17 protein-coding genes are annotated in these 17,982 nt (G+C 65.8%); 11 read left to right on the forward strand and 6 right to left on the reverse strand.

The window, feature by feature from the left end; all coding sequences use genetic code 11:
* Positions 1 to 9 precede the first annotated feature (9 nt).
* Positions 10 to 1,620, reverse strand: a complete 1,611-nt coding sequence (locus ACO07K_RS13785; RefSeq protein ID WP_422036498.1) for an ABC transporter substrate-binding protein — start codon at positions 1,618 to 1,620, stop codon at positions 10 to 12.
* Positions 1,621 to 1,661: 41 nt separating this feature from the next.
* Complete coding sequence (locus ACO07K_RS13790; RefSeq protein ID WP_422036499.1) at positions 1,662 to 2,522, reverse strand: phosphotransferase; 861 nt, start codon at positions 2,520 to 2,522, stop codon at positions 1,662 to 1,664.
* A gap of 102 nt (positions 2,523 to 2,624) precedes the next feature.
* Between ACO07K_RS13790 and ACO07K_RS13795 the strand changes: the two genes are divergently transcribed.
* The 3 genes from ACO07K_RS13795 to ACO07K_RS13805 are packed head-to-tail and all read left to right on the forward strand — an operon-like array spanning position 2,625 to position 6,205.
* Entirely contained in the window at positions 2,625 to 4,298 is a 1,674-nt protein-coding gene (locus ACO07K_RS13795) for a thiamine pyrophosphate-binding protein (RefSeq protein ID WP_422036500.1), read from the forward strand.
* Between the two features lie 14 nt (positions 4,299 to 4,312).
* Positions 4,313 to 5,200, forward strand: a complete 888-nt coding sequence (locus ACO07K_RS13800; protein WP_422036501.1) for an alpha/beta fold hydrolase — start codon at positions 4,313 to 4,315, stop codon at positions 5,198 to 5,200.
* Between the two features lie 18 nt (positions 5,201 to 5,218).
* On the forward strand, positions 5,219 to 6,205 hold the full coding sequence (locus tag ACO07K_RS13805) for an NADPH:quinone oxidoreductase family protein (protein ID WP_422036502.1): 987 nt from the start codon (positions 5,219 to 5,221) through the stop codon (positions 6,203 to 6,205).
* A gap of 171 nt (positions 6,206 to 6,376) precedes the next feature.
* On the opposite strand, the gene ACO07K_RS13810 is transcribed toward ACO07K_RS13805, so the two are convergent.
* The 3 genes from ACO07K_RS13810 to ACO07K_RS13820 all read right to left on the reverse strand — a co-directional run bounded on the left by ACO07K_RS13810 (position 6,377) and on the right by ACO07K_RS13820 (position 9,313).
* Complete coding sequence (locus tag ACO07K_RS13810) at positions 6,377 to 7,225, reverse strand: enoyl-CoA hydratase (protein ID WP_422036503.1); 849 nt, start codon at positions 7,223 to 7,225, stop codon at positions 6,377 to 6,379.
* Positions 7,226 to 7,278: 53 nt separating this feature from the next.
* The gene (gene rpoH, locus ACO07K_RS13815) at positions 7,279 to 8,199 is read right to left on the reverse strand and encodes an RNA polymerase sigma factor RpoH (RefSeq protein ID WP_422036504.1); all 921 of its coding nucleotides are present in this window, start codon (positions 8,197 to 8,199) and stop codon (positions 7,279 to 7,281) included.
* 142 nt (positions 8,200 to 8,341) lie between these two features.
* Entirely contained in the window at positions 8,342 to 9,313 is a 972-nt protein-coding gene (locus tag ACO07K_RS13820) for an RluA family pseudouridine synthase (RefSeq protein WP_422036505.1), read from the reverse strand.
* A 9-nt stretch (positions 9,314 to 9,322) separates the two neighbouring features.
* Here ACO07K_RS13820 and ACO07K_RS13825 point away from each other — a divergent pair, with 9 nt between their 5' ends.
* From ACO07K_RS13825 to ACO07K_RS13860, 8 genes are all read left to right on the forward strand, one after another.
* Positions 9,323 to 9,661 (forward strand): DUF6476 family protein, encoded by a 339-nt coding sequence (locus ACO07K_RS13825; protein WP_422036506.1) that lies wholly within the window; start codon positions 9,323 to 9,325, stop codon positions 9,659 to 9,661.
* A gap of 28 nt (positions 9,662 to 9,689) precedes the next feature.
* Positions 9,690 to 10,736, forward strand: a complete 1,047-nt coding sequence (locus ACO07K_RS13830; RefSeq protein ID WP_422036507.1) for a threonine aldolase family protein — start codon at positions 9,690 to 9,692, stop codon at positions 10,734 to 10,736.
* A gap of 7 nt (positions 10,737 to 10,743) precedes the next feature.
* Entirely contained in the window at positions 10,744 to 13,041 is a 2,298-nt protein-coding gene (locus ACO07K_RS13835; RefSeq protein ID WP_422036508.1) for a molybdopterin-dependent oxidoreductase, read from the forward strand.
* A gap of 102 nt (positions 13,042 to 13,143) precedes the next feature.
* A complete protein-coding gene (hemP, locus tag ACO07K_RS13840) occupies positions 13,144 to 13,314 on the forward strand; it encodes a hemin uptake protein HemP (RefSeq protein ID WP_422036509.1) in 171 nt (56 codons plus the stop codon).
* A gap of 237 nt (positions 13,315 to 13,551) precedes the next feature.
* Entirely contained in the window at positions 13,552 to 14,475 is a 924-nt protein-coding gene (locus ACO07K_RS13845; RefSeq protein WP_422036510.1) for an antibiotic biosynthesis monooxygenase, read from the forward strand.
* 41 nt (positions 14,476 to 14,516) lie between these two features.
* Entirely contained in the window at positions 14,517 to 15,350 is an 834-nt protein-coding gene (locus tag ACO07K_RS13850; protein WP_422036511.1) for a phytanoyl-CoA dioxygenase family protein, read from the forward strand.
* A gap of 16 nt (positions 15,351 to 15,366) precedes the next feature.
* Positions 15,367 to 15,834 (forward strand): DUF3828 domain-containing protein, encoded by a 468-nt coding sequence (locus tag ACO07K_RS13855; RefSeq protein WP_422036512.1) that lies wholly within the window; start codon positions 15,367 to 15,369, stop codon positions 15,832 to 15,834.
* 142 nt (positions 15,835 to 15,976) lie between these two features.
* Positions 15,977 to 17,134 (forward strand): hypothetical protein, encoded by a 1,158-nt coding sequence (locus tag ACO07K_RS13860; RefSeq protein WP_422036513.1) that lies wholly within the window; start codon positions 15,977 to 15,979, stop codon positions 17,132 to 17,134.
* Here the strand turns inward: ACO07K_RS13860 and ACO07K_RS13865 are convergent, their stop codons facing one another.
* Positions 17,135 to 17,938, reverse strand: a complete 804-nt coding sequence (locus tag ACO07K_RS13865; protein ID WP_422036514.1) for a class II aldolase/adducin family protein — start codon at positions 17,936 to 17,938, stop codon at positions 17,135 to 17,137.
* Positions 17,939 to 17,982 lie beyond the last annotated feature (44 nt).

Here is a 17,982-nt window from a genome sequence, read left to right on the forward strand (position 1 = left end):
GGGCCGCCCCTACTTCAGGCTGACATTCGTCAGGTCGACGAACCAGGACTGCGCCGGGACGAAACCCTGCACGTTCTTGCTGAAGGCGCGCGGGTTGAGGTCGTGCACGATGTAGAGCCAGGGCGGGTTGTCGACCAGCCGCTCGTGCGCCGCCTTGAAGTTCTGCAGGATCGTCGCGTCGTCCGTCGCCTCGGCCAGTGTCTTAAGCGCCGTTTCGAACTTCTCGTCGTTCCACTGCTCGAAGTTGGACCCCATCGGCGAGAAGTTCGCCGCGGCGAAATAGCGGTACATCATGCCGACGTCGCTGGAGGGAGAGCTGACGTTCAGTGCCATCGCGCCGTTGAGCGACGGGGCATCGGGCGTGGCGCGGCTGGCGTTCAGCAGCACCTGCCATTCGACGGCGTCGACCTGGACGTCCACGCCGCAGGCCTGCTTCAGGTTCTCCTGCAGGGCCTCGTTCATCGGCAGCGGCAGCATCTGGCCGGATCCCGACGTCGAGATCATGACCTTGAAGGACAGCGGCTTCTGCGGCGTGAAGCCGGCCTCGGCCAGCAGCGCTTTGCCCTTGGCCGGATCGAACGTGTACTTGTTCACCGGATTGCCGAAGGCGGCGTCGGTGGGCTTCAGCCAGCCGACCGACGGCTCGGCGGTCCCGTTCAGCATCGAGACGATGGCGCCGCGGTCGATGCAGTAGTTAAGCCCCTGGCGCACGCGGACGTCGGCCAGCGGGCTGTTCTTGGCGGCCATGTTGTAGAACCACGGCCAGACATGCGGGTAGGAGTTGGTCGAGATCACGTAGCCCGCCTGCTTGAGCGACGGGATACCGTCCGGGGGTGGCACCTCGATCCAGTCGACGCGTCCCGAACGCAGCGCCGCCAGGCGTGTATTGGCCTCGGGGATCGGCAACAGCAGGACCGCGTCGACCTTGGCCTTCTTTCCGGCATCCCAATAGTCGTCGTTGCGGCCCAGCGAGACCGACTGGCGCGGCACGACCTTGGTGATCTTGAACGGCCCGGTGCCGGCGCCGCCGGCGGCGCCGACCTTGTTCCAGTCCTTGCCGGCCTTCTCCCACTGCGTGGGCGAGGCCGTCAGGATGTAGGGCACCATCCACGGGAAATAGGAGGCAACGACGGTCGTGGTGAGTGCCACCGTATTGTCGTCGATCTTCTTGTAGCCCGCGAGAATCGGCACGCGGGAGCGCATGATGCCGGCGGAATTCGCCTCGAACTGCGCACTGTCCTTGTTGAAGATGCGCTCGAGATTCCAGATCACCGCGTCGGCGTTGAAGTCGGTTCCATCGTGAAACTTCACGCCCTTACGGAGATTGAAGATCCAGGTCTTCTTGTCGTCGGGCGCCTGCTTCCAGCTCTCGGCCAGGCCCGGCCGGAGGGTCGCGAGTTGGTCCGACTTCGACAGATCGAACAGGACGAGGCCCTCGAAGATCGGGAAGCCCAGGAAGCGCATGCCCTCGAAGCCGTTGTTCGGCATGCCGGTGGTGGTCGGGATGTCCGACGCCGTCATGGCGATGCGCAGCGTCTTCTCCTGAGCCTGCGCGGCCGATAGCGGCAGCAGGGACGCGGCGGCCAGTGCCACAGCGAGACGGAATCGGCGAAGGCTCATGCATTTGCTCCTGAGGTCAGCTCCCCAGCAGCGATATGCAATCAGCGGGCCATCAATTCCTCGAAGCGGTGGAGATAGTCGCGCGCATGCGCCTTGTAGTCGGCGCCGGGGATCTGCAGGTGAATGTCGGACACCATGGCCCACATCGCTTCACGCAAGGCACTGGCGCCTTTCATGGTCTGGAAGGAGCGGCGCAGATCGCGCGGGACCTTGCCCTCGAAATAGGCATCCAGGAGGGCCTCGTCCTCGGCCTCGCCGAAGGCGCCGTTCGCCGACAGGTTGGCCAGGTCGAACAGGGCGGTGCCGAAGCCGCCATATTCCCAATCGATGAGCCAGAGACGCGTGCCATCGTCCATCACGTTGCCCGGCAGCAGGTCGTGATGGCCGAAGACGATGGGCATCGGCACCTGCGCCGCCTCGAGCGCCCTGTTCGCGTCCAGGTAGCGCGCCACGTCGACGGCGAACGGACTCTGCGATCCCGCGATCGTGCGCCCGTAGTCGCGAATCACGTGGAAGACCCAGAAGAAGTTCGGGGGACCGGCAAAATGCTCGCCGACGCAACGATGGCATTTCCGCAGGAGAGCCGCGAGGCGCGGAATGTCGGCACGCAGATCGGCTTCCGCGAAGGTCCGCCCGTCGACATGACGCATCACGAGAATGCCCGGCTCGGCGTGCACGACCTCGGGCGAAAGACCCGCTTCGTGGGCGGCGATCGATGCCGCACGCTCACGATCGCGGAACACGTGATGGGCCGGAATGTCGCCGCCGCAACGCACGACGAATTTCTCGCCGGCATCCTCGACGACGTAGGACAGGTTGGTCAGGCCGCCCAGCAGCGGCGCCATCTTCACCCCGCCGCGCCAGCACGTCAGTGCCGCGATCCTCTGTTCGAGGTCAGTCACGGGCTTTTCGCATCGCGCGTGGTCTTCCAACCGTCATGCACTCGATCATTTCACGGGCCATCCCGCCACGCTACCCTCCCCGCCATCTCAAGGAGGAAATGAATGCCCGACGCAAACGTCCCCAACACCATCACCGGCCGCGACGCCTTCCTGCGCGTGTTGAAGGATGAGGGCGTCACCAAGATGTTCGGCAACCCCGGCACGACCGAGCTGCCGATCATGCATGCGCTCTCCTCGGCCCCGGAGATGGGCTATGTGCTCGCCCTCCAGGAAGCCGTCGTGATCGCCATGGCCGACGGCTATGCGCGGGCCTCCGGCAAGCTGGTTTCCTGCAACGTCCATGTGGCGCCGGGCCTCGGCAATGCGATCGGCTCGATCTACACCTCGATGATGTCGGGCACGCCGATGATCGTGACCGCCGGCCAGCAGGAACAGGGCCACGGACTCACCGAGCCCCTGCTCTACGCACCGCTGGTCCCGATCGCCCAGCCGGTCGTGAAATGGGCGACCGAGGTCAACCGCATCGAGGACCTGCCGCGCATCCTGCGCCGCGCCGCCAAGGTCGCCACGACCGCGCCGACCGGCCCGGTGTTCATCTCGCTGCCGGGCGACATCCTGAACAACGAAGCCGCCATCGACATGGGCGAGGTGACCCGCGTCGACACGGCCGTACGCCCGAGCGACGCGGCGCTGGAACAGCTCGCCAGGCGCCTGCTGTCTGCGAAGAAGCCGGTGATCCTGGCCGGCCACGAGATCGCCACGTCGGACGCCTTTGCGGAAGCCACTGAGCTTGCCGAGACCTTGGGCGCGCCGGTGCTGCAGCAGACCGTGGCCTGGGGCGCGCACTTCCCTTCCGAGCATCCCGCCTATCTCGGCGCGCTGAACCGCGACCAGAAGTACGTGCGACGCGTCCTCTCCGACTACGACCTGATGCTCTGCGTCGGCGCCGACGTGCTCAAGATGTCGGTGTGGAGCGAGACCGAGCCGCTGCCCGAGACTACCAAGGTGGCGATGATCGGCCTGCGCGACTGGGAGATGGGCAAGAACTTCCCCGCCGAGATCGCGCTGCGCGCCGACGTGAAGGAGACGCTCAAAGCGCTGGTGCCGCTGCTGAAAAAGCTGGGTGGTGCGAAGCTCGCCGAGCAGGCCAAGGCATCGCTCGCCGAGATCGCAACGCGTAACTGGAGCGCCCAGCGCGCGCAGAAAGCGTCCAAGGTCGCGACGCCGACGAGCGGACCGTTGCCCGCCGAATGGCTCATGATGCGCCTCAGCGACACACTGCCGAAGGACGCCATCATCGTCGAGGAAGGACTCACCAGTACGTCGACCTTGCCGAGCTATTTCCCCTTCCGCGACCGCAACAGTTTCTTCGGCAATGTGAGCGGCGGCATCGGCTGGGGCATCGCAGCAGCCGTCGGCGTGCAGATCGCCGAACCGACGCGCCGGGTCGTGGCCGTGATCGGCGACGGCAGCGCAATGTACTCGATCTCGGCGATCTGGAGCGCCGCCAACCAGAAGCTGCCGGTGATCTTCCTGATCACCAACAATGAGGGCTATCAGATCCTCAAGAACCGGCTGAAGCTGTTCCACGGCAACGACACGCCGATCGGGATGGACTTCAACGATCCGCCGATGAACATCGCCAAGATCGCCGAGGGCTTCGGCCTGCCGGCGGAGCGGGTCGACACGGCGGAAGGCTTCGACGCCGCCCTCGACCGGGCACTTGCCCGCACCGACGGTCCCACGCTGATCGAAGCCATGGTGAAGAAGGGCTGACGAGGAAACGCATCATGCGCGAGGTCAGGCACGCTTTCGTCGAGACGCGCGGTTTTCCGACCCATGTGGCCGAGGCCGGCAGAGGCGCGCCGTTGTTCCTTCTGCACGGCTGGCCGGAATTCTGGGCGACCTGGGAGCCGATGTTCGAACGGCTGCCCGATCGCTTCCGGCTGATCGCGCCCGACTTCCGCGGCTTCGGCGAAAGCGGCAATCCCACATCGGGGCCCTCCGACCAGGCAGGTCCCGACGTGCTGGCGGACGATATCGTGGCCCTGCTCGACCGGCTGGGAATCGCGAAGGCGGGCTTCGTCGGCCACGATGTCGGCGCCTACGTGATGCAGCGGCTGGCGATCCGGCATCCGGACCGGGTGGCCGGGCTGTTCTTCTTCAATTGCGGCACGCACGGCGTCGGCGCGCGCTGGCGCAATCCCGAACAGATCAACGAGATCTGGTACCAGACCTTCCACCAGATGCCGTTCGCGCCCGCGATCGTCGGCGCTTCACGGGATTCCTGCCGAGCCTACTTCCGGCATTTCCTGACCCACTGGTGCCATCGCAAGGACGCGTTCGACGCCGTGCTGGAGCGCTGGGTCGACAACTTCATGCGCCCGGGCAACCTCCAGGGCGGCTTCAACTGGTACATCTCGCAGAACGCCGGCCGCCTCGCGGTCATGGCGGGAACCGCCCCGAAGCCGCCGGTCATCGCGCAGCCGACGCGCGTCCTCTGGGGCCGTCACGATCCTGTGTTGAAGTCGGCCTGGATCGACGTCGTCGGCGACTATTTCGAAGACGTGGAAGCCGGTATCGCGGAGGAAGCGGGCCACTTCGTTCATTATGAGCAGCCCGATCTCGCCGCCGCGGAGATCGCGAAGTTCTTCGAGCGGATCGGCTACCGTGTGTAACAACGAAGGTCCGTCTCAATGAAGGCCATACAGACTGCTGATCTCAGCTCGATCGACAACTATGTCCTGGTCGACCTGCCCGCGCCCCAGCCAGGCGAGGGCGAAGTCCGTATCAAGGTTGCTGCTTGCGGGGTCGGGTTCGTCGACGCTCTGGTTGCGCTGGGCCGCTACCAGGTCAAGCCGTCCTTGCCTCACGTGCCCGGTGCCGAGATCGCGGGCTTGGTGGATGCGCTGGGGCCAGGGGTAACGGGATTCGCAATGGGAGAGCGTGTCCTGGCGCAGGCGCGCGGCGGCTTTGCGGAGTACGCGATTGCCTCGGAACGGGCCGTCAGCCGCATACCTGACCGGATGAGCATGAACCAAGCCGCCGGCTTTCGGGTGAACTACGGCACGGCCCTGCATGGCCTTCGCGATCGTGCTGCATTGAAAGCTGGGGAGACCCTGGTGGTGATCGGCGCGGCCGGCGGAGTCGGACTGGCGGCAGTCCAGGTCGGTCGGCTCCTCGGCGCGAACGTCATCGGTGTGGCCTCGACCGCGCAGAAGCGCCTCGTCGTTGAAGAGGCAGGTGCGGGAGTCACCCTCGACCGTGTCGTCGAAGGATGGCGGGAGAGGTTGAAAGCGGTCTCCCCGGACGGCGTCGACGTCGTCTTCGATCCTGTCAGTGGACCCTTGCTGCAGCCTGCGTTCCGGTCCCTTGGATGGGGCGGACGCTACCTCATTGTAGGCTTTGCGGGCGGCGAGATACCGGCCTTGCCGGTGAATTTGCCCCTCCTCAAGGGAGCAGCCCTGATCGGCGTGGACTATCGCCAGTTCGGCGCCGTGTTCGAGGCCGAAGCCGCCGCCAGCGAACTCGAGGAGCTGCTCGCCTGGGTCGCGAAGGGCGAACTCAACGTGCCGGTCGGCAGAACCTTCCCGTTCGGCGAACACCGCGAAGCCCTTGAGTATGCGCTGTCCGGTGACGGAACGGGCAAGACCATTCTGGTGGTCGATCCGAGCCTCGCCTGAATCGGACCGGAAGGCCGCTGAGGCAGGCGTTTCAGAAGCGCTGAAGCGCAATATTGTTGCGCCATCGGTCACCCCGAGACGGGAGACAGGGGGTGCGACGTTCGCTTCGATTGTTTCGTTTATTTCGTTTGTTTCGTTTATTCGCCCCGACTCCGACTTTATCAACGGCCCCTAGGTTGCCTTCTCATGCTTCTGGATGGCCGGCATCAGGCCGGTCGGGTCGACCAGCTTGCCGTGCGCCAGCATGTTGTGGGCATGGGCCAGATGGTGGAGCGCGAACGAGGTCTGCATGGCGCCAACCCGGCCCTGGGCGTCCTGGGCCGCGTTGATGGCCTGCTTCACGAGCTTCAGGGCGAATAGCGGCTTCTGGGCGATGCGCTCGGCCATCGCCAAGCCGAAGGAGTCGAGTTCGGCGCGCGGCACGACATGGTTCACCATGCCGAGGCGATGCGCCTCGGCGGCCTTGATCCAATCGGCGGTGAACAGGAATTCCTTGGCCTTGCGGATTCCCATCTCCCAGGGATGGGCGAAGAACTCGGCCCCGCCCACGCCCATGGCCACCGAATGGTCGAGGAACTCGGCCTCCTCCGAGCAGACGATGAGGTCGCACGGCCACATCAGCATCAGCCCGCCGATCATCACCTTGCCGTGGACCAGCGCCAGCGTCGGCTTGGGAATGTTCCGCCAGCGCTCGCAGAAGCCGAGGTAGATCTCCTGCTCGCGCGCATACTGGGCCTCGGCGCCGGGCTTGCCGAAGCCGCCCCAGGTGCCGACGGTGTCGTGCTTGGACATGTTGGCATGCCCGTCGACCTCGCGCAGGTCGTGGCCCGAAGAGAAGTGCGGGCCGTTGGCCGACAGCACGATCACCTTCACCGCGTCGTCGTGCGCGCCACGGTCGAAGGCCTCGTTGAGCGCATAAAGCAACGCCGTATCCTGCGCGTTGCGCGTGTCCGGGCGGTTCAGGACGATGCGGGCGACGCCGCTGGGCAGGGATTCATAGAGGATCGGCGACGTCGTCATGACAGGCTCCCGGATAATCCCGGGAGCCTATCGTACGGAATGCTGCGAGTCGCTCAGCCGTGCACGGGCTGAGTCGTCGGCCGGGCCGCCGCCTCGACGACCATGTTCTTCATGGCCTTTTGGAGCTTGTCGAAGGCGCGGACCTCGATCTGGCGCACCCGCTCGCGGCTGATGCCATACTTGGCGGACAGGTCCTCGAGCGTCTTGGGCTCGTCGACCAGCCGTCGTTCGACGATGATGTGGCGCTCGCGGTCAGTCAGCTGCTTGAGGGCGGCAGCGAGCATGCCCTTGCGCTGGCCCAGCTCCTGGCTCTCGCCCAGTCGCGCTTCCTGGTTCGGTGAATCGTCGACCAGCCAGTCCTGCCACTCCATGTCGCCTTCGGCCTTCACCGGGGCGTTGAGCGACGAGTCCGGCCCGGAAAGGCGGCGATTCATGTTCACCACCTCTTCCTCGGGGACGCCGAGGCGGGTCGCGATCTTGGTCACCTGCTCGGGCGTGAGATCGCCCTCCTCGATGGCCTGCATCTGGCCCTTGAGCTTGCGCAGGTTGAAGAACAGCTTCTTCTGCGCTGCGGTGGTGCCCATCTTCACGAGCGACCAGCTGTGCAGGATGTATTCCTGGATCGAGGCGCGGATCCACCACATGGCGTAGGTTGCCAAGCGGAAGCCGCGGTCCGGATCGAACCGCTTCACCGCCTGCATCATGCCGACATTGCCCTCGGAAATGAGCTCGGCGACCGGCAGCCCGTAGCCGCGATAACCCATCGCGATCTTGGCCACGAGCCGAAGATGGCTGGTGACGAGGCGATGGGCGGCCTTCGAGTCGCCGTGCTCGCGCCAGCGCTTGGCCAGCATGAACTCTTCCTGGGGCTCCAGGAGGGGAAACTTCCGGATGTCCGACAGGTATCGGCTGAGATTGCCCTCGGGCGTCAGGGATGACGGCAGGGCGGGAAGGTTTGCGGTGGCTGCACTCATGGCTACTCCCCCTTTCGTACGCGGGATCGCCGGTGAACGAGTGTTTAGCACTCTCGTCCCCCGACTGCTAAAACCGACTCTAGAAGTCGGAATGACCCCGGGTCAATATAATTCCTACTAATCCCCTCGGGTATTGGGGCTTTTACTTAACGCTGTTCAGCGTTCCGACCAACTTCCTGAAGTCTTCAGGCAATTCTGTGGCAAATCTTACGTTCTCCCCCGTCTTTGGATGTCGAAAGGCGAGCACAGATGCGTGAAGAGCCTGCCGAGGGAACAGTTTCAACGCCTCGGGCGCACCGCCGTTGCGGGATTTGCGGCCGTAGACCGGATCTCCCACCACCGGGCAGCCAATATGGGCCATGTGGACACGGACCTGATGGGTCCGGCCTGTCCCGAGCTTGGCGCCCACCAGGCTTGCGATCGGCGCCAGAGGTGGCCCGAAGCGCTTCTCAAGCCAGTATTCTGTGAAGGCGGCCCGGCCGCCGGTCTTGCGCACCGCCATGCGCTTGCGATCGACCGGGTGCCGTCCCAGCGCCTCCTCGACCGTCCCGCGCCCAGGCTTGGGCGCGCCCCAGACCAGTGCCGTATAGATCCGCTCGAGGTCGTGCGCGGCGAACAGCTTGGAAAGCGCATGGTGGGTCGCATCGTTCTTGGCCACGACCATGACCCCCGACGTGTCCTTGTCCAGCCGGTGCACGATCCCGGGCCGGCGAACGCCGCCGATGCCGGACAGGCTGTCGCCGCAATGGGCCAGAAGGGCGTTTACCAGGGTCCTGTCGGGATTGCCGGGCGCGGGATGGACGACCATCCCGGCCGCTTTGTTCAGGACCAGCAGGTCGTCATCCTCGAACAGGATCTCCAGCGCCAGGTCCTGGGCCTGCGGAATGGCGGGCTCGGGCTCCGGAATGTCGACGACGACGACATCGCCCGTTTTGACCTTGCGGGACGGCTCTTCTATCGTCTGCCCTCCCGCAAGCGCTACGCAGCGGCCCTCGATCAGCGCCTTCACGCGGCTTCGCGTCAGGGAAGGCAAGGCGTCAGCCAGCGCGCGGTCCAGCCGTTCGCCGGCGGCGCTCTCTTCGAAGGTCACGGTGTGGCGACCGGCGTCGCTCATGGAGTTTTCTTGGCGTCCCCTGCTCAGGCCTCTGCACCACTCTGGCTGAAGGTGCTGGTTATCGGAATGGGCCTGCTGATCGTGGTGGGCTTCGTCGTCGCGGTCGCCGAGATCGCCCGGCGCATCTCTACGCCCAACGCCGGCCGTTCGCCAGCATCGGACGGCAGCGGCTTCACCGAGCGCATCGCCCTGCCCTCGGGCGCCCGAATCGTCTCGATGAATGCCGTGGGCGAGCGTCTCGTCGTGCATGTCGAGATACCGGGCGGGCCCGCGTCCGCCTATGTCGTCGACCCGCGCAGCGGCGCCCTTCTCGGCACGATCGAATTCCCGCCCGGCGCCGGCCGTTGAGCAAAGACGCATTCATGCGAGGACAGGAATGAATTTCCGAAGCGACAACGAGGTTGGCGCCCATCCCGACGTTCTCGAGGCCGTGACGCGCGCCTTTTCCGGCGGCAGCACCGCGCCGTCGTACGGCGCCGACGAATGGACCCATCGGGTTGAGCGCCGCCTGCGCGATATCTTCGAGAAGCCCGATCTGGTGGCTTTCCCGGTCGCGACCGGCACCGCCGCCAACTCTCTCGCGCTGTCCTGCTGCACGCCCCCCTGGGGGTCGATCTACTGCCACGCCGAGGCGCATATCGTCGTCGACGAGGCCAATGCGCCGGAATTCTTCACCTCCGGCGCCAAGCTTTCCCCCCTGCCGGGCACCGCGGGTAAGATCGACCAGAAGAAGCTCGCCGAGGCCCTTGCCCAGCCGGTCTATGGTGTCGTGCACCATCCGCAGCCGGCAGCCGTCAGCATTACCCAGGCGACCGAGTGTGGCACCGTCTATGGTCCGGACGAGGTGACCGCCATCGCCACGACCGCCCATCGCCACGGGCTGAAGCTGCACATGGACGGGGCGCGATTCGCCAACGCCCTCGCCTTCGTCGGCTGCTCGGCGGCCGAGCTGTCGTGGATGTCGGGCGTCGACGTGCTGAGCCTCGGCGCCACCAAGAACGGCGCGCTGGCGGCCGAAGTCGTGGTTTTCTTCGAGCCCGAACTCGCCCGCGAGTTCGAATTCCGCCGCAAGCGCAGCGGTCATCTGTTCTCGAAGATGCGGTTCCTGTCGGCCCAGCTCGAGGCCTATCTGACCGACGGGCTGTGGCTGGCCAACGCCAACCACGCCAACGCGATGGCGCGCCGTCTCGTCGCCGGCCTGACCACGCTCAAGGGCACGCAACTCCTGTATCCGGTCCACGCCAATGAGATCTTCGTCATCCTGCCCGCGCGCATGCATGATGCGCTGCAGGCTGCGGGAGCGCAGTATCATCCCTGGCCGTCGGACCGGCCGGGCGAGCGCGCCTTCCGCCTCGTCACCGCATTCGACACCGAGCAGGCGACCATCGACCGCTTCCTGAGTATTGCCAAGAAAGCAGCGTGAGCGTGCCATGACCCACCAGCGTACCCTGACCGCCGCCCACTGGGGCGTCTACGAAGTCGAATACGACGACAGGGGCCAGGCGACGAAGCTTCATCCCTTCTCCCAGGATCCCGATCCCTCGCCGATCGGTCTGCACATGCTGTCCGACGAGGTTGCGCGGATGCGCGTCCGCCGGCCGTCCTTCCGCAAGAGCTGGCTGGAGAAGGGCCCGGGCGCCGCGACCGACAAGCGTGGCCAGGAACCCTTCGTCGAATTGCCGTGGGACGAGGCGCTCGACCTGGTCGCCGGCGAACTGAAGCGCGTGAAGGACGCGCACTCGAACCGCGCGATCTTCGGCGGCTCGTACGGCTGGTCGAGCGCGGGGCGCTTCCATCACGCGCAGAGCCAGGTTCACCGCTTCCTCAATGCGCTCGGCGGCTATGTGCGCCACCAGGACTCCTACAGCCTCGGCGCGGCGCGCGTGCTGATGCCGCACATCGTGGCCAGCATGGAAGACCTGATGGCGATGCACACCACGTGGGAGACGCTGGCCGAACACTGCAAGCTCTTCGTCACCTTCGGCGGCGCGCCCCACAAGAACGCGCAGATCAGCGCCGGCGGCGCGATGGTCCATCGCCTCAAGGACGGGCTCTACGGCATGCGTGCCAAGGGCGTGCGCTTCATCAACATCACGCCGACCGCCGAGGACCTCGACACCGGCGGCGACATCGAGTGGCTGGCGATCCGGCCGAACACAGACGCCGCGATGATCCTGGCGCTCTGCCATGTGCTCTACACCGAGAAGCTCTACGACCGCGAATTCCTCGACCGCTGCTCCGTCGGCTTCGACAAGTTCGCGCCGTCGCTGGCCGACAAGACTCCGGAATGGGCCGAGAAGATCACGGGTATCTCCGCCCATCGTATCCGCGCGCTCGCGCGCGAGATGGCGGCGACCCGCACGACCGTGAACATCAACTGGTCGCTGCAGCGCTCGCATCACGGCGAGCAGCCCTTCTGGGCGCTGGTGTCGCTGGCCTGCATGCTGGGCCAGATCGGCCTGCCGGGCGGCGGCTTCGGCGCGAGCTATGGGCCCACCAACGGCATGGGCAGCACCGCGCCGCTGCTTTCGGGACCGACCCTGTCGCAGGGCACCAACAAGGTCTCCGATTTCATTCCGGTCGCGCGCTTCACCGACATGCTGCTCAATCCGGGTGGCAAGGTTCCGTATAACGGCCGCGACATCACCTACCCCGATATCAAGCTGATCTACTGGGCAGGCGGCAACCCGTTCCATCACCATCAGGATCTCAACCGGCTGCGGGTCGCGTGGCAGAAGCCCGAGACCATCATCTTCAACGAGCAGTTCTGGACACCAGCGGCGAAGATGGCCGACATCGTGCTCCCCGCGACCACCGGCCTCGAGCGCAACGATATCGGCTATGCGCGCCGCGAGCCCTTCCTGATCGCCATGAAGAAGGCGCGCGAGCCGATCGGCGAGGCGCGTGACGACTACTGGATCTTCTCTGAGATCACCCGCCGTCTCGACGCCGACGACGTCTACACCGAAGGCCGCGACGAGATGCAGTGGCTCGCCCACATGTATGAGGAGGGGCGCCAAAAGTCGGCCAAAATGGGCGTAGCCCTGCCCTCTTTCGAGGAATTCTGGGACGCCGGCATCGCCAAGGTCCCGGGCGAGAACACCGACCCGGTGATGTTCGCGAAGTTCCGGGACGACCCGGCGGCGAATCCGCTCAAGACGCCCTCGGGCAAGATCGAGATCTTCTCCGAGAAGATCGCTTCGTTCGGCTACGACGACTGTCCCGGCCACGCGACGTGGATGGAGCCGATCGAATGGCTGGGGTCCAGCAAGGCCGAGCGCTATCCGCTGCACATGCTGTCGGACCAGCCGGCGGACAAGCTGCACAGCCAGCTCGACCACAGCCCGCATGCCAAGGCGACCAAGGTCAAGGGGCGCCAGCCGGTCACCCTGCATCCGGAAGATGCTGCCGCGCGCGGCATCGCCGAAGGTGACCTGCTGCGAGTCTTCAACGATCGCGGCGCGTGCCTCGCATCGGCCCGACTGACCGACCGCATCCGCCGCGGCGTGGTGCGGCTTTCGACCGGCGCCTGGTTCGACCCGGAGGATTCCGGCTCGAACACGCCGCTGGAGAAGCATGGCAATCCCAACGCCCTGACGCTCGACATCGGCTCGTCGAAGCTCAGCCAGGGCTGCATCGCCCAGACCTGCCTGGTCGAGATCGAGCGTTTCGACGGTGCCGCGCCCGCCGTGACGGCTCACCAGCTGCCCACCTTCACTGGCCGTTAATTCAGCCCTCCTCGCCTCGCTTCGCCATTGACAATGCAGGCGCTTTATCTGCAAATGCGAGTGACTTGCAACTAACCGAGCGAGGCGAAGATGGATCAAATGATGCAGCTGCATTCCGCGGGTGACGTGTCCCGTGCGAAGCCCGAACGCGACGCCGCGAGCATCGAGAGCAGCCAGCTCATGGCCGGCCGCCGCGAGCTCCTCATCCGCCACGGAGCCAGCACCTACCGGCTGCGCGTGACGGCGTCCGAGAAGCTGATCCTCACGAAGTAACCGCCGCCGTCTTGCGAAGCGGCTGCGGATTCGGGACTACCTTCGACACCCAGAGGCCGTCCAGATTTTGTTGGACGGGCTGCCGGCAAGACATGACAGTTCCACCAGAAGGGGCTGGCTGAAGCCGGAAACATGAATCTCGATACCGTCGCAGACGCGAAGCGGGCCCCGTCGCCCGCCGCGTAGCCCACCGGCATGGCTCCAACGGAGACAACGGTCCCGCGTAGCGTCAGCATCGTGACGCAGACCTGCGTACGGCCCGAGCGCAACGACGACTTCGCGCGTTGGCAGGGCGAGACGAGCGCTTACATCCAGCCGTTCCCGGGCTTCATCGAACAGAGGCTGCTGCCGCCCAACCCGCCGCTGCAGGTCGACTGGGTGATCCTGCAGCGATTCGCCAGCCTGGCCGACGCACAGCGCTGGCTGGGATCCGCCGAACGCCAGCGGCGCATCGACGGCGCCGCGCCCATGCTGATCGGCCGCGACGACGTCCATATCGTCCCGGACGAGGCCAGTGGCCTCAAGCCGGCGCCCGTTTCGGCCATCCTCTCCACCCGCGTGAAGCCCGGCAGGGAAGCGGAATACCGGGCCTGGGAACGCAAGATCGCTGCCGCGCAGTCCAGGGCGCCCGGCCTGCAGGGATATCGGTTCGAGCCGCCGATGCCCGGTGTGCAGGAAGATTACGTCGCCGTCCTGCGCTTCGATACGCAAGCCAATCTGCAGGCCTGGCTCGACTCTCCCGTGCGACAGGCCCTGGTCGAGGAAGCCGCGTCCCTCACCCATGAATTCCATTCCCGCATCGCAGGCTCCGGCTTCGAGCAATGGTTCGGGAACACGACGCGCGGCGACGCGCCGCTGCCGGCGTGGAAGATGAACATGCTCGTCCTGCTGATGCTCTATCCGATCGTCATGCTGTTCGGGATCTTCGTCGGCACGCCCTATCTCGACCGGGCGCTTCATCTGCCCTTTGCCGTCGCCCTGTTCCTGGGCAATGTCGTGAGCGTCCTGCTGACGGGCTTCCTCGTCCCGTGGGTCGCCGGCCATTTCGGCTGGTGGCTGCGACCCGCCCCCGGGCGCACGCTGCGGATCAATCTGTTGGGCGCCGCCCTTCTCGGGACGATCTACGCTGCCATGGTGCTCCTCTTCTTGCGCCTGTTCTGAAGGCCCGCCAGACTCCGCCCTTCCAGCACGGTGGAGGTCTCATGGCCGGACGTCTCACTGCCGACGAGGTGTCGCGCTATCGCCGCGACGGTTTCCACTTCCCGATCCGCGTTCTGTCGCCCTCGGAGGCCCGCGCCTGTCGCGACCGGCTGGAAGACCATGAGCGCGCGACGGGCGGCCCCATCGCGGGCAACATGCGGCACAAGGTGCATCTGCTCTTCACCTGGGCCAATGCGCTGGCGCGTCATCCCGCCATCCTCGACGCGGTGGAGGACGTCATCGGGCCGGACATCCTGTGCTGGAGCAGCACCTTCTTCATCAAGGAGGCCCTCTCGCCCTCCTTCGTGTCGTGGCATCAGGACGCGACCTACTGGGGCCTCAGCACCGACGAGGTGATCACTGCCTGGGTGGCTCTCGCCGACGCCCCCGTCAAAAGCGGCGCGATGCGGTTCTGGCCGGGCAGCCATCTCGGGAACCAGCTCGAGCATCGCGATACGTTCGACGGAAACAACCTGCTCAGCCGCGGCCAGGAAATCGCCGTCGACGTGCCGGAGGGCGCCGGGGTCGACGTCCCCCTGATGGCCGGCGAGATGTCCCTGCACAATGTGCTGCTGGCCCATGCGTCGGGGCCGAACACCACCGGCGACCGCCGCATCGGACTGGCCCTTCGCTACATCCCGCCCCATGTCCGCCAGCTCAAGGTTCGCGATTCGGCGACCCTCGTCCGCGGGCGCGATCCGTATGGAAACTTCGATCCCGAGCCCGCGCCGAAGGCCGACCTCGATGCGGCGGCGCTCGCCACCCATCGCGACGCCGTCGAGCGGTCGGCGAAGGCACTCTACTCCGGCACCGACCGCACGACCTTCCGCACCTAGACGGCTGGAGCGAGACGTGAATTTTGAGAAACCGGGCCGCCGCGTCATGCTGGGCGGGCTCGTGGCCGCATTGGCAGGGACCGATGTTCTGGCGCAGGCCGCCACAGCGCAGGCCTTCGTCGAAAGTCTCTACCGCCCGTATCTCGCCAAAGGCTTCCAGGGACAGCCCTATGGCGATACCGCCCGTTTCTTCGTTCCGGCCCTCGCTCAGGCCATCGACCGCGACAATCGCGAGGCCAGGCGGCGGAACGAGGTGCCGAGCCTGAATGGAGATCCCTTCGTCGACGCCCAGGATTGGGAGATCTCGACGCTCTCGATCGACGTGACAGCCAACGACGACGCAGCGACCGCCCGGGTGTCGTTCCAGAATTTCGGAGAAGCCAAACGGGTCGTGCTGGAGCTTGCGAGAACGCCGGCGGGCTGGCGCATCGCCGAGATCAGGGCGCCCAGCGGTTCCCTGAAGGCGCTCTACAAGCTCGCGTGAACGTTCCTCGGATGGTCCACCCGGTCGTGATGGTGTTCGGGCACGTCGTCGGGACGTCGCTCGACTCTCGACGGTTTACGCGGCGATGATTTTCGTGTTCCTGCGCCTCGTATGAGACCAGGTCGCACCGGCCGATCGGACGGTGACAGATTCGACCAACATCGGCCCGGGAGCTGTCATGGCGTTACTTCATGGGGCAAAACAGCTCCTCGGGAAAATGGCCAGGGCCGCCGCTACGGTCGGGGCCGATCGGAAGGCAGCGCCATCTGCCAAAGCTGAGATCCTCTCGCCCGCCAAGGCCTTGCAGATGGTGCGCTTGAACGCCGCTTTCGCGCCGCTGGTGAGCCCGATGCCGCCATCCTGTCTGGACACCCCCTCGATGATGTCCGTTCCGGAGAAACAGTTCCTCTTCGGCCTGGCGAGCCGTTACTACGCCGGCGAGGGGATCATCGTGGATGCCGGAATCTTCCTCGGAGCATCGACACGCTGCTTCGGCGAAGGCGTCCACTCGAATCCTCGGCGGGAAGAAATCGTCACGAGCTGGCCGCGGCCGATCGTTTCGTACGAGAGAGCCATCGTGAACCCGAACATGCCGAACTTCTTCAGAAGGCATGGCCTCGCCTTCTCAGCCGCCCCGGGCGAGTCGTTCGAATCCGAACTGCGCCGCAACGTCGACCCCGTGAAGGACCTCGTCGATCTTCGCATCGGCGATTTCATGGACGCCACCGATCCCGGCCGCCCGGTCGAGATCCTGTTCCTCGACATTCTCAAGGCACCTGCCCTCAGCCTTCGCGCCTTTCGAATGTTCTATCCGAAACTCGTCCCCGGACGTTCCGTGGTCGTTCATCAGGACTACTTCTTCGAGGAGCTGCCCTGGATAAAGACCCATCACGAAGCCCTGGCGGCCTATTTCGACTTCGTCGGCGAGATCGGCTCGAGCGCCGTGTTCCTGTGCCGAAAGGATATCCCGCAGGGCGTCGCCGACGCGCTCGGGAACGACATGCCGCCGGCCGAGCAGCTTCGGCTGGCCAGCATTGCGATGCAACGGTCTGCGGATCCCGCCCGCCGCTTCTTCATGGCGCTCTCGAAGATGCGCCTCATCCGAAGGCTCCACGGCCGGGCGGCGGCGCGAGAATATCTCGACACCGTCAAAGCCGAATTCCCCGAGCAGATCGAACAAACCGGAATCCCGCGCCTCAGCCAGGCCCTGCAGAAGTCCGAAGCGCTTCTTCTCAAGAAGCCCCGGAAAATGCGCAACGAGGGAGCGGGCGACGCAAAGAAGGCTTCCAGTTCCCCGTGATCAGTGCCGCCAGGTCGAATCGACCTTGTCGAGCTTGCGCACCAAGGCGGCGAATTCGAGATCGCCGATGCCCACCGCCGACTCCATCTCCGAGAACCGGTCCATGTCGGCGCCGGACCGGGCCGCCAGATTGTCGCCCAGGACGTTGAGCGTGCCCGCCGCCGCCGCGTCGAGCTGGATCTGGCAGGCGCGCTCCAGGCGGTAGAGCCGCAGGAAGGCCTCGGGCACCGAGCGACCGGTGGTCAGCAGCCCGTGGTTGCGCAGCATCATCGCCTGGTTGTTGCCGAGGTTCGCCAGCAGCCGCTCACGCTCGTCGAGGTCGAGGCTCGGCCCCTCATAGTCGTGATACGAGAGCCTGCCATGGAAGGCGGTTGCCACCATCGACACCGGCAGCAGCCCGTCCTTCAGCGCACAGACCGCCATGCCGGCCCGCGTATGCGTGTGCATCACGACCTTGTGGCGCTCGGCATGGGCCATGTGGACGGCCGAGTGGATGACGAATCCCGCATAGTTCACGGGATGGGGGCTCGGCTCGACGATCTTCCCGTCGAGGTCGATCTTGACCAGGTTCGAGGCCGTGACCTCGTCGTAGTTCAGCCCGTAGGGGTTGATCAGGAAGTGCGGCGCCTCGCCCGGCACCCGCGCGGTGAGGTGACCGTAGATCAGCTCGGTCCAGCCGAAATGGTCGACCAGCCTGTAGGCGGCTGCAAGCTGGCGGCGCAACACCCACTCGCCGTCGGCCGGCGGCAGCGAATGCACGTCGATGCCGGTGAGCGGCAGTTCGGAAGCGATCGGCATGTCCATGACGGGTCCTCCAGCGGCGGCGACGAAGCTTAGGCCCGCGCGAT

Source organism: Reyranella sp. (assembly GCF_965228225.1).
Lineage (GTDB): Bacteria > Pseudomonadota > Alphaproteobacteria > Reyranellales > Reyranellaceae > Reyranella.